Genomic DNA, 14,586 nt, shown 5'->3' on the forward strand with positions numbered 1-14,586 from the left:
TTTGTTAGTTTGGTGGGGGTTTCACTTTTTAGGGATCGGAGCAAGGGTTAGTTCCGTATGTTTTTTAGAGGTATTTTTGCAACAATGAACGCATTCGATTCTTATGAACTAGTGGTTGGACTCGAAGTCCATGCCCAATTACTTACGGCTTCTAAACTTTTTTGTGGCGATAGCTCCAGTTTTGGTGCAGCGCCCAATACGCATATTTCTCCAATTACAATGGCTCATCCGGGAACCTTGCCTATGTTGAACAAGGAAGCGGTACGTGCGGCCATCAAAATGGGGCTTGCCTGTCATTGTGCTATTACTGAGCTGAACTATTTCGCTCGGAAGAATTATTTCTATCCGGATCTACCCAAAGGATATCAGATTTCTCAACATACCACTCCCATTTGTGTGGGTGGATATGTTGCCATCAAATCGGGTGAGGGAAACATCAATGTTGAACTCAACCGAATTCATATTGAAGAAGATGCCGGTAAAAGCTCTCATGATATTGATCCTGATTATACCTGTGTAGACTTAAACCGAGCAGGTGTAGCTCTTATTGAAATGGTAACCGAGCCTTGTATTCACAGTGCCGATGATGCCTATGCTTATCTTACGGAAGTGCGAAAAATTGTTCGCTATTTAGGTGTTTGCGATGGAAACATGGAGGAAGGAAGCATGCGATGCGACGCAAATATTTCTATTCGTAAAAAAGGAGACAGTAAGCTTGGAACAAAAGTGGAAGTAAAGAACCTCAACTCTATTCGAAACGTAAAGCGTGCTATTGAATATGAATTCAAGCGACTGGTGAACTTGGTTGAAGCCGGCGAACCCATTATTCAACAAACCAGAAGTTTCGATGCCAATAACGGAACAACCTTCGCCCTTCGAACCAAAGAAGAAGCGAATGACTACCGATATTTTCCTGATCCCGATCTCACACCATTTGTAGTAACCGATACGCTTCTGGAAGAAATAAAATCACAAATGCCCGAATTACCGGAAGCGAAAGTGATGCGTTATGTGAGTGAAATGGGATTGCCCGAATACGATGCACGCGTATTGGCCGACGATAAGGCATTTAGCGAATATTTTGAATCCATCATTCGCGAATTGGAAGGCGGATCCTCCGATCAATTACAATTAAGATATAAGCAAGCATCTAACTGGATGATGGGTCCCATCAAAAGCTATTTGAACGACGCGGGTATCGAAGCATCGCAAGTGAGCATTTCACCAAAGGCAATTGCCGGTGTTATTGTATTGATTGAACAAGGTTTGCTTAATTTTTCATCTGCTTCTTCCAAACTGTTTCAGGGACTATTGGAAGCGCCACACACAGAGCCTTTGGAATTGGCAAAACAATTGCAATTGATTCAAGACTCGAATGAAGACAGTATTGAACAATGGGTGGAATCTGTTTTGAATGCCATGCCTGATAAAGTTGCGGAATTTAAAAAAGGGAAGAAAGGCCTCATTGGCTTGTTTGTTGGCGAAGTGAAGAAACTTTCGAAAGGCAAAGCAGATCCAAAAGTTACCAATGATATTTTATTGAAAAAATTACAATAATGCGTATTCTTTTATTTGTAGGTATGTTTCTATTGTTGATGAGTTGCAACAGATCTGAGAAACAAAGTTTTGAAGTGACGGGTACTGTGAAAAATCTTGCGAAGTTCAAAGCTGAGTACCCTGCTTTGGTAAAAAATGATCAGATCACTCTTTTGCTCATGGAGCTCCCAATTGGGGCCGATGCTGCTCCTGTACAACTCGACTCAGTAGTGGTAAGCCTGAGCAAACCCGATTTTAAATTATCAGCAATTACGAAATATCAGGGAATCTATGATATTATGGTAGCAGGTGGCGGACCCGTTATTCCATTAGTAAATGATGTGAACAGTTTGCAAGTAGAAACAGACTTCACCGATCGGAACCAATTCTACTCAGTGAAAGGCTCTCCCGCCAGTCAACAATTACATGATTTTGTTTTTGAATACAGCAATAGAAGCACCAAGATCAATAAAGCCTACTATTATATTGACAGTTTAAAAAAGTTGAGTGCTACTGATAGTCTCGTAATTGTTGCCACTACTGAAAAAAACAAATTGATTGATGGCTTAAATAATTATTATAAGAAATTTATAGATCAAGCCGTTGCAGGACCGGTTGTTTCATTCGCTTTGGCCAGAGCCGCACAATCGTTGAGTTCAACAGAATACGATGAATTGTTGAATAAATCGCTCGCGAAATATCCTACGGATGTTTCTCTGGCAAGTATCAAGCAAGAATACGATAAGTTCAAAAAGGCGAATGCTGAAATGGAGGCTCGAAGAAAGGCTAATAGTTGGGTTGGTAAGAAAGCGCCTGAGCTAAGTTTACCCGATGTGAATGGAAAGAATATCTCTGTTTCCAGCTTCAAAGGCAAATTTGTGTTGGTTGATTTTTGGGCGAGTTGGTGTGGTCCTTGCAGAGAAGAGAACCCGAATGTTGTGGCTGCCTACCAACAGTTTAAAGACAAGAACTTTACGATCCTCGGAGTATCGCTCGATAAAACAAAAGAAGATTGGATTGGAGCCATTCAAAAAGATCATTTGAATTGGACTCAGATCAGTGATCTTGCTTACTGGAACAGTGCTGCTGTTGCAGCTTTTAAATTCGAAGGGATACCGTTCAACGTGTTGATTGCTCCTGATGGAACTGTTATTGGAGAAGGGTTAAGAGGAGAGGAGCTAACGAAAAAACTTCAAGAGGTATTGAAATAAAAAAAGGCCGCAATTTTTAGTTGCGGCCTTTTTCTTTATAACTGTTGTTTTATAAGCTCAATCAGTTTTGGCAGATTGCTGGCGTCTTGTCCGCCTGCAGTTGCCAAATTCTTCTGGCCACCGCCACCACCTTTTACAATGGGTGCTACCAATTCTTTGATCCATTTGCCTGCATCGAATTGTTTCGCTGCTACAACGGTGTCGGCAATTCCGATAGCTACAGCGGGTTTGCCTCCAATGTTTGCAGCCAATACAATCACATAGTCATTCAAGTTGTTTTTCATATCGAAGCAAAGTTTCTTCAATGCATCGGCACTGCTTACTTCTACAATATCTCCAATAAAGGTGATGCCATTGATGATCTCGTCTTTTTTCAACAACTCATTTCTGATTCCCACCAACATGCGGTTTTCAAGATGTTCCAGTTTTTTCTTTAGATCTGCACTTTCTTGCTGAACTGCCTCAATAGCTTTTACCAAGTCTTTTGGATTCTTGAATTGTTCCTTGATTGTTTTAAGTTGCTTGAGTTCGTCTTGAACGAAATCGGCAGCTGCTTTTCCGCTTACCGCTTCTACACGACGAACACCGGCTGCAACGGCCGCTTCTGAAGTGATTTTAAAGAATCCTAATTCACCGGTGCGCCCTACATGGGTTCCACCGCAGAGTTCAACAGAATAATTCGGATCCATGATCACTACTCGAACCACATCGCCGTACTTCTCTCCAAACAAGGCCATAGCGCCTAATTTCAGCGCTTCTTCTTTGGGAAGCTCTTTGATTACCACCGGAACATTTTCACGAATCTTATTGTTTACAATGGCTTCTATTTGCGCAATCTCTTCATCGGTAACTTTTGCAATATGAGAGAAGTCGAATCTTAAATAATGCTCATTCACCAATGAACCTTTTTGTGCCACATGGGTGCCTAGTATATTTCGTAGTGCTGCGTGGAGCAAATGGGTTACTGAGTGGTGCACAGTAGTTTTTGCTCTCAGATCTGAGTTAACAGTTGCTTTTACGGTTGTAGGAATCTCATCGGGTAATTGTTCGGTGAATTGAATGATCAAATCATTTTCTTTCTTGGTGTCAATTACCTCTACTGTATTGCCATCAAAATCGATCCAACCTCTATCGCCAACTTGACCACCGCTTTCTGCATAGAACGGTGTTTCTTTCAAAACAACTTGATATCCTTCTTTCCCTTTCGCTTTCACTTTGCGGTAGCGAAGTACTTCAGTGGTTGATTCTAATTCAGTATAGCCAACGAACTTTACCGGTCCATTCTCGCTTAAAACAACCCAATCTTCTGCATCTACTTTGGAAGCCGCTTTCGCTCTGTCTTTTTGCTTTTGCATCTCCGCTTTGAAAGCTTCTTCATCAACTTTCAACCCTTGCTCACTCGCAATTAGGGTGGTTAAGTCAACCGGGAATCCATAGGTATCATACAATTCAAACACTTCTTTACCGGGAATTACAGAACCTTGATTGTCTTTGATCAATGTATCAATACGCTTCAATCCTTTGTCAATCGTTCTTAAGAAATCTTCTTCTTCTTTATGAACTACTTTCGTTACAAAGTCGATTTGTTGTTGCAATTCGGGAAACACATATTCGAATTGCTTCGCCAAACCCGGCATGAGTTGATGCAACAAAGGTTGTTGATAATCGAGGTAAGTATAATAATAACGTACGGCTCTTCTCAGAATTCTGCGGATCACATAACCTGCACCAGTATTCGAAGGGAGTTGACCGTCGGCAATTGTGAAAGCGATGGCACGAATATGGTCTGCCAAAACTCTGAAAGCAACTGCTTCTTTAGTGTCGGAGCCGTCGTATTTTTTTCCGGTAATATCCGCCACTTTTGAAATGGTTCCACTAAATATATCAGTATCGTAGTTCGAACTCTTGCCTTGTAAAACACGCACCAAACGCTCCAATCCCATACCAGTATCTACGTGAGTAGCAGGCAAGGGTTCCAATGATCTGTCTTTCTTACGATTGAATTGAATGAATACGTTGTTCCAAATTTCAATTACTTGGGGATGGTCTTTGTTTACTAAATCACGACCGGGTATCAATGCTCTTTCACTATCCGGACGACAATCCACGTGAATTTCAGTACAAGGCCCACAAGGTCCTGTTTCCCCCATTTCCCAGAAATTATCTTTTTTATTACCGAATACAATGTGGTCTTCTGCAATCAACTCTTTCCATTTTGCCAAAGCGATGGTAGAGGCCGGAATGTTTTCACTGGCATCGCCTTCGAAAACGGTAGCATATAATCGATCTTTTGGAATTTTATAAACTTCAGTGAGTAATTCCCAGCTCCATTCAATGGCTTCTTTTTTGAAGTAGTCGCCGAAGCTCCAGTTACCCAACATTTCAAACATCGTATGGTGATAGGTATCTACCCCCACTTCTTCTAAGTCGTTGTGCTTTCCGCTAACGCGCAAGCATTTTTGAGTATCGGCCACTCTTTTCCAAGGGGCTGTTTTGTTACCGAGGAAATAATCTTTGAATTGATTCATCCCTGCATTGGTGAAAAGGAGGGTAGGGTCGTTCTTGAGCACGATGGGTGCAGAAGGAACAATTTCATGCCCTTTCGAACGAAAAAAATCTAAAAATGCCTGTCTTATCTCAGCAGCAGTCATATGCGTCATCTGACCAAGTTTTTATAAATTACAGAGTATCTGTGTTTTCGGAACAATCTTTGTGCTCTATTGCCGCCTCAAGTGGCTATCTTTGTAGAACCTGAAGCGGTGTGCAAAGGTAAATAAAGTTCAACTAGTTAAGTCGGAAATGCCCCGAAGAGCGAGACTGAAGTATGAAAAAAGTCAAATATTTCTATAACACCAATACGCTACGGTATGAAAAGCTGGAAACCCCACTTCGGGTAACCCTTTTGCGTGTTATAGGTTTTATTTCAGCCTCTTTGGTAACCAGTTTGATCATTGCCTGGTTATTGTTCCGCAATTTCCCTTCTGCCAACGAAGAAATTCTCAGAACCGAGAACGATAAACTGAAGCAGCAGTTCTTGGTTTTGGACGAAAAAACGCGCCAATTGAATCAGAAAATGATGGAATTGGAAAAGCGCGATAATGAAGTGTATCGTACCATTTTCGAAGCCACCCCTATTCCCGATAGTGTGCGATTAAAGGAAATGGAGCAGCAAAAGGAAATCGACTTAGTTATGAGTTTGACTTCCAATCAGTTAGAGAATTCTGTGACAGGTACTATCAATCGATTGGCACTTCGAATGGCTTACCAAGACAAAAGCTTCAATGAAATCTCCGGATTTTTAAAGAATAAGGAAAAATTATTGGCCGCTACCCCTGCTATTCAACCTGTAAGCAATGCCGATTTGAAAAGGGTAGCTTCCGGTTATGGATATCGCATTGACCCGGTGTATAAAACAGTGAAATTCCATGCCGGGCTTGATTTTACCGCTCCTCAAGGAACTCCCATTTACGCTACTGCGAATGGTGTTGTTAAAGTAGCGGGTAATATTGGAAATGGATACGGCAACCACGTAGTACTCAACCACGGATATGGCTATGAAACCCTTTACGGACATATGTATCGCCTAAAAGTGAAAGGAGGCCAAGTGGTGCGACGAGGCGAAATCATTGGTTGGGTTGGGAGTACCGGAAAATCAACCGGTCCGCACTGCCATTATGAGGTTCATAAAAACGGCCGCCCCCTCGATCCCGTTTACTTCTTCTACAACGATCTATCTCCCGAGCAATTCAACCGCTTGCTGAAAATGGCCGCTTCCGCGAACCAAAGCTTTGATTAATTAATAATGAAGAATTAATAATTAATAATGAAAGGCCCTCCGGTATTGGGTTTTGCCGGAATTGAATGATGATTGTGGTGCGTGTTTATCTTAGTTTTACCGCAATGGACGCAACGACCACAAAGAATTCGCAAAGTCTTCTTCCCCTCGTCTTTTCTCCCTCCCCCTGCACCTGTTCTTTCTCTGTATTTCCTCGCTTCCACTTATCCTCGTTTCCTCGCTTCCTCGCATCCTCGCTACTTCTCTCCTCCCTTCCTTCTGTCACACTTCTGTTAAAATTCCCTATTTCAAAAGCTAACCAAAACGTTACTTGTAGGAAGTTTAGCCTTGGAACTGTAATTTTACAGTTCAATTATGCAACAGTTTCACGAAATATGGTCGCTTTCGAATCAACAGCCTGTAATGCAGGAAGATCTGCAGTTGTTGCAAGAGAAAGAACAACATATCCCCGGATCGGTGCAGTATCAAATAAAAAGATACCGCAAACAACCGCAATGGAATGTTGATGATACCGGCATGATTGTGTACCACTACAAAAAAGACGAACCCAAACAACAATACCTCGAACTCCGTTTCTGTGTATCGGGGAATGTATACTGTCGCCAAAAAGAAGTGGAGTGCGATATGTGTAAATTCAATGCTTCCAGATCTTGTGCAGAGCGAGTAGATAGTTTGGATATTGTTAGCTTCCGTTTCTATCCTGTTCATTTATCGCAATTTGTAAAGCCGGGTAAATTGAAGAGTCAGTTGGTTGACGACTTGCTTAGCTTCAATTATGCGTCTGAGTTTACAAAGGTTTTGTCTATTTGCGGTAGAACAAGAATGGTATTAGAGTCTTTACTGAATCATACCTATACCGATACTTTGGAAAACATCTTCATCAATGCGCAAACGCAAATGTTATTATTGTACAGCATGGAATGTATGCTGGGCGATAAAGATGTAGAACAGTTTCAGTGTAAGTTTTTAGCGAATGAAGCTGATCGCGAAAAGATCATTAAAGCGAGAGAAATCCTTTTGCAACATATTGGTGAGCCTCTCACTATCAAAGAATTGAGCAGAAAAGTAGCCATCAATGAATGTTACTTGAAGAAAGGTTTCAAAGAATTGTTTGGTACTACAATTTTCGACTTCTATCAAAGTCAGCGCATGGAGCATGCTCGTTACCTCCTTTATGAAAAAGGATTAAGCGTAACAGAAGTGTCTATGATGTTGGGCTATTCTTCTATTTCTCACTTCTCTACTGCTTTTAAAAAGCATACAGGCTTGAAGCCCTGTGAGTTACTGTTACATTAATCAGTGGAAAAACAGTTTTGTCATGCTACTGTCAGATTCATTTTCCTGATAGCGTAAACCTCGTTTCCGATTGCGTAAGCGAAGTGAAATCGTTCTGATTCACCTTTGCGTAGCTTAATCAAAATTAATTTCATGAAACGAGTTTTAGTGTTGTTGAGTGTGATGTCCACTGCATTGTATGTAACGGCTCAACAAAAAGATCCTATTAAAAAAGATACAGTAGATCGATTTAATACAGTGATGCCCGAGGTAACTGTAGTGGGCAGAAACAGTACCAGTGATATTCACCAAATGCCCGAAATTGTAGGTACTTCAATTTATGCAGGTAAGAAATCGAGCTTGGTGGTGATGGATAATGTAAAAGGTAATGTAGCTACCAATACCATGCGTCAAATCATTGCAAAAGTTCCGGGTATACATGTATGGGAGAGTGATGGTAGCGGTATTCAAATTGGAATCAGTGCCCGTGGTTTAAGTCCGAATAGAAGTTGGGAGTTCAATGTGCGTCAGAACGGTTATGATATTGCAGCCGATCCTTTTGGGTATCCGGAAGCATACTACAATCCGCAATTACAGGCTGTGCAACGCGTAGAAATCATTCGCGGACAGGGAGCGCTCCAATACGGTCCCCAATTCGGTGGCATGGTGAACTATATTCTAAGAAATGGAAGTGAGATCAAAAAACCATTTGAATTTGAAACACAGCAAACTGTGGGTTCTTTCGGGCTGATCAATTCATACAATGCCATTGGCGGTCAGCAAGGGAAAGTACATTACTACGCTTTCTTCGATCATCGCAATGCTAATGGTTGGAGAGAGAACAGTGCTTATTATACCAATGCCGGATTTGGAACAGTTACTTATAAATTCACCTCTAAGTTTTCATTGACAGCAGAGTTCATGCAGAGTCATATTCGCAGTCAGCAGCCCGGTGGATTAACTGATGCGCAATTCACTGCAAATGCGCGTCAAAGTTTTCGTTCAAGAAACTGGATAGATATTAAATGGAATACAGCTGCATTGATTGCCAACTATCAAATTACTGATAAGCAGAAGCTGAATGTGAAACTATTTGGTGTGGCCGGAGATCGCAACAGTGTAGGCTTTGTTCGTGCGATCACCATCATGGATACCATAGTTGCATCAACAAAACAGTACAACAGCAGAACCGTAGACATTGATCAATATAGAAACCTAGGATTAGAAGCGAGGTATTTGAATTTGTATACTTTGTTTGGTCGCCAAGCTGCCTTTAGTGCCGGTTTGCGCGCATACGAAGGAAAAACAGATCGTTTTAGAGACGGGGTTGGAACAACAGGTACAAACTATGACCTCACACGCGTTGATGGCAAATGGCCCAGAGATTTGGATTTTCTGAGCAAGAACGCGGCCCTGTTTGTTGAGCAGTCTTTTTCACCAGTAAAAAATCTATTGATCATCCCCGGTATTCGATACGAATATCTTTGGGCCAAAGCTTCAGGTATTACTTCCTACACAAGTGCGGGAGATCCTGTTTACTTGCAGAATTTAGAAAAAGGAAGAAGCTTTTTCTTGGCCGGAATTGGAGCAGAGTATCATGTGAACAGTTTTAGCGAAATCTATGGAAACATCACTCAAAGCTATCGACCCATTCAGTTTGCAGATTTAACTGCAGCACCAACTACCGATGTAGTGGATCCGAATATGAAAGATGCCAGTGGCTACAATATTGATTTAGGATACCGTGGTAAGTGGCATGATGCTATCTTCTTTGATGTAAGTGCTTATTACTTGCAATACAACAATAGAGTTGGTTCGATCACACAACAAAGAACAGATGGAACGTTCTACAACTACAGAACCAATGTTGGAAACAGTGTGAGTAAAGGTATTGAGAGCTTGGTAGAATGGAATCCATTCAAAACCTTTTCTGCTAAAGCAAGAAAGTTTGACGCGAGTTTATTTGTATCTTATGGATTCACAGAAGCGCGTTACGGTAATTTCAAAGTAGTTACCAAAAACAGCGCGAACCAATTGGTGGAAACCAACTTGAAAGACAAATTTGTAGAAAATGCTCCTCAGCATATCGTAAGAGCAGGTGTTACACTTCAATACACCAAGTTTTCGCTTACTACTCAATGGAGCCATGTTTCAGGATCTTTTGCCGATGCGAACAATACCGTTACGCCAACAGCAAATGGACAAGCCGGATACATTCCTTCCTATACAGTGGTTGATATCACCGCAGTAATCAAATGGAATAATAGTTTGAATCTGAAAGCAGGAGTGAACAATGCTACCGATGCTCGTTATTTTACCAGAAGAGCCGGTGGGTATCCGGGTCCGGGTTTACTTCCTTCCGATGGACGAAATGTTTTCTTAAGCATCACAGCAAAACTTTAGGTTATAGATTGGTTGATAGTTACAAAAAGTTAGGCCGATTCTTTTTAAGAATCGGCCTACGATTGTTTTTCGCAAACTTAACCTTCAACTGTGGTTTCACATGGTACTGGATTTTATAACTGTTTGGTTTTTCAATAGGCCTATTGACTAAAAACGGGAGCAAACTTTACTCTACGTTTTAAAGGAAGGGGAGCAAGATTACTCCCCTATTAACCCCTAAACCCTAAACCGTAGAAAAGGCTTTTCATGAATGATATATAGGATCGTTTTCATGGAATTCGTTGATATTTGGATTGAATCTTATTTTAAGTCCTAACTAAATTAATTCCCGGCTTCTTCATTTCAGAAGTAAAAACACGAAGGATTTGTTGCGAAAAATAATACGTGTTTTCCTATCGTAAAACCTACCTAATCAACACTTCATCTCTCATTGTTTTACGGCAGATATAGTTTCAGAAACTATGCCAAAGCAGTGTAATGTGGAAAACTATGGGGGAGATGGGAATAGCTTAACACCCTTTAAAAAAATGTTAACGAATGAGGGTAACGGCCCCCGATTTTCTTAAGAATTGATTACGAACATCATAGCCTTCAATCACCCAATAGTAGGTTCCAATTGGAGCAGGTTTTCCTCCAATATTACCGTCCCATGACAAAGTAATATCTCTAGATTCAAATACCAATTGACCATAGCGATTGAAGATTTTCAATCCTTGGTGACGAAAATAACCAACAAGAGTAATCACAAACTTATCGTTGATGCCATCACCATTCGGACTGAATGCATTAGGTATTGTTAGCGCCGTAATGTCTTCCACTTTAATTGTAGCAGAACCATTGCCGGGATCGCAGGTTCCTACAGTTACTCTTACTTTATAAGTGATGTTCTCCGGCACACTGTTGATAGTGAAGATCCCCGTATTGTTTTTTTGCAATACATTGTTATTCGCATCCAGTAATTCGTAAACGGCATTCTGTTGAAAGTTTACCACACTGATGGTTGCTTTGCTGTTTCTAGCTACGGTTATGGTAGTATACACAGGAGCCGCAATGGTTCTTGTTGCAGCCAGCACAGTATAATTAGAGGTTTGATATTTGCAGCCATTATTGTCTGTTATAACTGCAAAATAAACACCGGGTGATAGATTGGAAATATTGGTAGTACTTCCCACAGCGTTTGTTCCTTGGAACCAATTGAAACTAAGACTTCCTTGATCAATGGAAGCAGCCAAACCGGTAATAGCCCCTTTTCCCAAGCTACAAGTGTCGTCTACAATCTTGATTTTTGATTCATCTACAATTGCCATCGGCGCATTAACAATTGTTTTCTTGAAAATGGATTGCACACAGCCGTTTGTATCCGTCGCAATCAAAAAGTAATTGGCAGGACTGAGATTAGCAATCGATAGGGTTGAACCAATATTCGTAAGACTGTCTCTTAACCAACTAAACTTAAAGAGATTGTTTGAAGCGCTAAGTTGTGTTACATCAATACTTCCATTGTTGTTTCCGCAGCTTGCATTTTTGAAATCATGCTGTGCAACAGCAACCGGAATGGGAAGGCTTTGTTTGATGCTGTAAGCGTTTGTTTGAATGCTGCATCCAAAACTGTTGCTGGCTGTTAGTGTATAGGTTCCAATTGCTTTGTTTGCAAGCTCTAGTGCATTGCCTACCACGACGCCTGCTTGATCTTTCCAAACATAGCTATCTGCCCCCGTTATTTGAATGCCTGTTATGCTTCCATTTATAACAGTACAACCGGTTGGATTTACCTTTACAGCACTCGTGTCTAACTGAATACTTCCTTGGTCTGCAATATTGAATGCCAATGAAACTACCGTATCGCAATTTCCCGCGTCTTTCATTTTCAAGAAATAGCGTCCTGCTTTTACATTCACAAGGTCGAGGGTATTGCCCACCGTTTGGTTGTTCGCATCTACCCATCTGTAATAGACCGGCGCAATTGTATTTTGAGTGGTCACACCTGTAATAGAACCATTGGAGTTGGAGCATGTACTGTTCTTAATGGTTGCGTTGGTGGTGATCAGTAATGGGCTCGGAATGCTTGTAATGGTGTAAGTGAAAGTAGAATCGGCGCAACCCAACTGAGGGTCGTACACAATTAGTTTGTAGCTGCCGGGTGCACGGTTGTTTAAATTGAAACTATTGGCCACTATAACCCGGTTTGCATCCAACCAATTGATCTGAGAGAAGTCCATTCCGGTTGCTGTAATGTTTCGAATACTTCCGTTGTTCAAATCACAACTCGCCGGATTGATCACAATTTTGGAGGTATCCAATTTCGGACTCACATCGTACAAAGTGTAGTAATCGGAGCGAACTTCACAAAATCCATTGCTGATTCTCATTCTATAAGAACCTGCTGCAACATTGTTTAAATCTGAACCGGAACCCACTACCTGGCCTGCCGTATTTTCCCAGATAATTTGTGTAGCATTTTTGGGAACCATACCGGTAATGCGACCCGTAGGTTTCGCACAACGGGTATGCGTTAATCGAACGCCATTGGTGGTTGAGTCAATGGAAAGTGTTTGGTCGGCAATGGTGAATTTGAAAGACTCTTCGCAAGTTTCATTTCCTATCGAGAGCTTCAAATAATAATCGCCCGGACCAACATTTTTCAAGCAAGTATCTGTTCCCACAATTGCACCTGATTGATCTTCCCAGCGCCAACGGGTGCCGCTGATGATGTTCAACCCACAGATGCTTCCTAGATCACCCAAACAACGAATAGGGTTTATCACCACTCCGGCTCCGTTCACTTCCGGCATAGAATATTCTGATGTGCTGATGCCTGTTGAAGTAGCTGTTGCAATTACATTTTCTCTGGCAAGGGGTCCATTGTAACGCCATTGTCCCAGCGCGTTTGCTTGAACCGTTGCAAAATAAGTTTTGCCTTCGCAGCCGGGGCACTCATCATCGTAAAACAATTCTATGGTTGCATTGGGTAGTGAAGTGCCTGATACAATTCCAAACAATACATTCAATTGGTTGATGGTAACAAAAGGTTGTTTCAAGCCATTGTTGAGAACATTCCAATTGAGGATTTTGATGGCGCGCTTCGAATTACAAAAAGTGCTGTTGTGTTGAATCGCAATATCGCCGCAGGAATTGCTTGTTATGGCTCCTTCATTCCAATGACGGATTGAATTGCCCAGTTTCAAATCGGTAGGATCACCAATCAATCCCGTTTTACAATCGTACAAGAGAATGGCCGTTCCATAATTGCTGTTTCTTGGAGCCACTCCATTATCATCGAATCCTATTTGATTGTTTTGTATGAAGAACTTGGTGAGAAGGGAATTGAGGACAATTCCAAATGCACGTTGCCGACCTCCGATATAATTATTCGTGATTTTCACCGGCGGGAATCCTCTTCTCCATGAATTCACTTTGCTGATGTTTATTGCGGTGCCGGTTGCAATGTCGAGGTATTGATCAAAATAGTCGACACCGAAGTAGTTATTGTCGATAGTAACGCCTCCATCTATACCCGATACGAATTCACCGCTTACTTGAATATCGGTAATGTTGGAGTTGAAATAGTTTTTGTCTTCGCGGTTTGGTCCCCCCACTACTACACCTTGGGTTTGATCAAGGATCACACCCAATCCATTTGCAGTTGGAACTGCCACGCGTCCGGTAGATTGAATGCTCTTTCCATCGGTATCAATTCCAAAAAAGTTGGCCTGCACTTTCACGTTTTGAGAATAACTAAATCGTGCATTGATTTCGCTAAAAACGGCGCGGGTAAATCCGGTGAAAACATTTCCTTTAAAGGCTTCACCTATAACGATGTTTGAAGACTGTGAAATGTACAGTCCTTGAATGGGGGAGTAGGGGAGATTGGTGACGCGGTCGAGCACTGCTGCTTTAAAATAGATTCCGAAAATGCTCACATTGGAAGCTCCGGAAAGATCGAGTAGTGTAAGGGTGCCGCCTCCACCATAAAGTCCTTCGAATGCAATGATCACTTTTGCGCCTGTTACGCCGAGGGCTGCTCCGGGGTTTGAAGTTCCGTCGATTACTATATTGGAACTCACAATGGGCAAGGGTTGGGCAAAAGGAACCGTAATTTGGGCTGGACCTCTATTGGAAGGGAGGTTAAAATTGATAAAATCGGTGGTTAAAGTGCCATTGGCATTTGCTTGTTCGATCGCATCCCGAAGTGATCCGGGGCCCGCATTATTGGTGTTGGTGACCGTGAAGACCGCTCCAAAACCCAAGAAGGGGGCGCCTGATAAAGCCAAAATCATGGATAAAAGGCGGAAAATTCTCATAACAGCGCCTTAAAGATACATTTTTGGCCCCGCACCTCCTAATAAATGCCCATCCGTGGCGGCT

8 protein-coding genes are annotated in these 14,586 nt (G+C 41.8%); 5 read left to right on the forward strand and 3 right to left on the reverse strand.

The window, feature by feature from the left end; all coding sequences use genetic code 11:
- Nucleotides 1-84 precede the first annotated feature (84 nt).
- Nucleotides 85-1,557, forward strand: a complete 1,473-nt coding sequence (gene gatB, locus ACQ2HE_RS14525) for an Asp-tRNA(Asn)/Glu-tRNA(Gln) amidotransferase subunit GatB (RefSeq protein ID WP_430900181.1) — start codon at nucleotides 85-87, stop codon at nucleotides 1,555-1,557.
- Complete coding sequence (locus ACQ2HE_RS14530) at nucleotides 1,557-2,747, forward strand: TlpA family protein disulfide reductase (protein WP_430900179.1); 1,191 nt, start codon at nucleotides 1,557-1,559, stop codon at nucleotides 2,745-2,747. The genes gatB and ACQ2HE_RS14530 overlap by 1 nt, the downstream gene beginning before the upstream one ends.
- A gap of 35 nt (nucleotides 2,748-2,782) precedes the next feature.
- Here ACQ2HE_RS14530 and alaS read toward each other — a convergent pair whose 3' ends face one another.
- Complete coding sequence (alaS, locus tag ACQ2HE_RS14535) at nucleotides 2,783-5,407, reverse strand: alanine--tRNA ligase (RefSeq protein WP_430900177.1); 2,625 nt, start codon at nucleotides 5,405-5,407, stop codon at nucleotides 2,783-2,785.
- Between the two features lie 164 nt (nucleotides 5,408-5,571).
- Between alaS and ACQ2HE_RS14540 the strand changes: the two genes are divergently transcribed.
- Entirely contained in the window at nucleotides 5,572-6,543 is a 972-nt protein-coding gene (locus ACQ2HE_RS14540; protein ID WP_430900175.1) for a M23 family metallopeptidase, read from the forward strand.
- 85 nt (nucleotides 6,544-6,628) lie between these two features.
- Here ACQ2HE_RS14540 and ACQ2HE_RS14545 read toward each other — a convergent pair whose 3' ends face one another.
- Entirely contained in the window at nucleotides 6,629-6,895 is a 267-nt protein-coding gene (locus tag ACQ2HE_RS14545) for a hypothetical protein (protein ID WP_430902462.1), read from the reverse strand.
- Between the two features lie 2 nt (nucleotides 6,896-6,897).
- Here ACQ2HE_RS14545 and ACQ2HE_RS14550 point away from each other — a divergent pair, with 2 nt between their 5' ends.
- Nucleotides 6,898-7,839: a helix-turn-helix domain-containing protein gene (locus ACQ2HE_RS14550; protein ID WP_430900173.1), complete on the forward strand. Its 942-nt coding sequence runs from the start codon at nucleotides 6,898-6,900 to the stop codon at nucleotides 7,837-7,839.
- A gap of 132 nt (nucleotides 7,840-7,971) precedes the next feature.
- Nucleotides 7,972-10,221, forward strand: coding sequence for a TonB-dependent receptor family protein (locus ACQ2HE_RS14555; protein ID WP_430900171.1), 2,250 nt, complete (start codon nucleotides 7,972-7,974; stop codon nucleotides 10,219-10,221).
- A 530-nt stretch (nucleotides 10,222-10,751) separates the two neighbouring features.
- Here ACQ2HE_RS14555 and ACQ2HE_RS14560 read toward each other — a convergent pair.
- Nucleotides 10,752-14,522, reverse strand: coding sequence for a gliding motility-associated C-terminal domain-containing protein (locus ACQ2HE_RS14560; protein WP_430900169.1), 3,771 nt, complete (start codon nucleotides 14,520-14,522; stop codon nucleotides 10,752-10,754).
- Nucleotides 14,523-14,586 lie beyond the last annotated feature (64 nt).

The sequence above is a fragment of the Endoryza foliicola genome, from assembly GCF_050589245.1.
Taxonomy (GTDB): domain Bacteria; phylum Bacteroidota; class Bacteroidia; order Chitinophagales; family Chitinophagaceae; genus Endoryza; species Endoryza foliicola.

Bases quoted from the DNA above. Each gene is read 5' to 3' on its own strand.
- gatB (WP_430900181.1), top strand. From the start codon at position 85: ATGAACGCATTCGATTCTTATGAACTAGTGGTTGGACTCGAAGTCCAT.
- ACQ2HE_RS14530 (WP_430900179.1), top strand. From the start codon at position 1,557: ATGCGTATTCTTTTATTTGTAGGTATGTTTCTATTGTTGATGAGTTGC.
- alaS (WP_430900177.1), bottom strand. From the start codon at position 5,407: ATGACGCATATGACTGCTGCTGAGATAAGACAGGCATTTTTAGATTTT.
- ACQ2HE_RS14540 (WP_430900175.1), top strand. From the start codon at position 5,572: ATGAAAAAAGTCAAATATTTCTATAACACCAATACGCTACGGTATGAA.
- ACQ2HE_RS14550 (WP_430900173.1), top strand. From the start codon at position 6,898: ATGCAACAGTTTCACGAAATATGGTCGCTTTCGAATCAACAGCCTGTA.
- ACQ2HE_RS14555 (WP_430900171.1), top strand. From the start codon at position 7,972: ATGAAACGAGTTTTAGTGTTGTTGAGTGTGATGTCCACTGCATTGTAT.
- ACQ2HE_RS14560 (WP_430900169.1), bottom strand. From the start codon at position 14,522: ATGAGAATTTTCCGCCTTTTATCCATGATTTTGGCTTTATCAGGCGCC.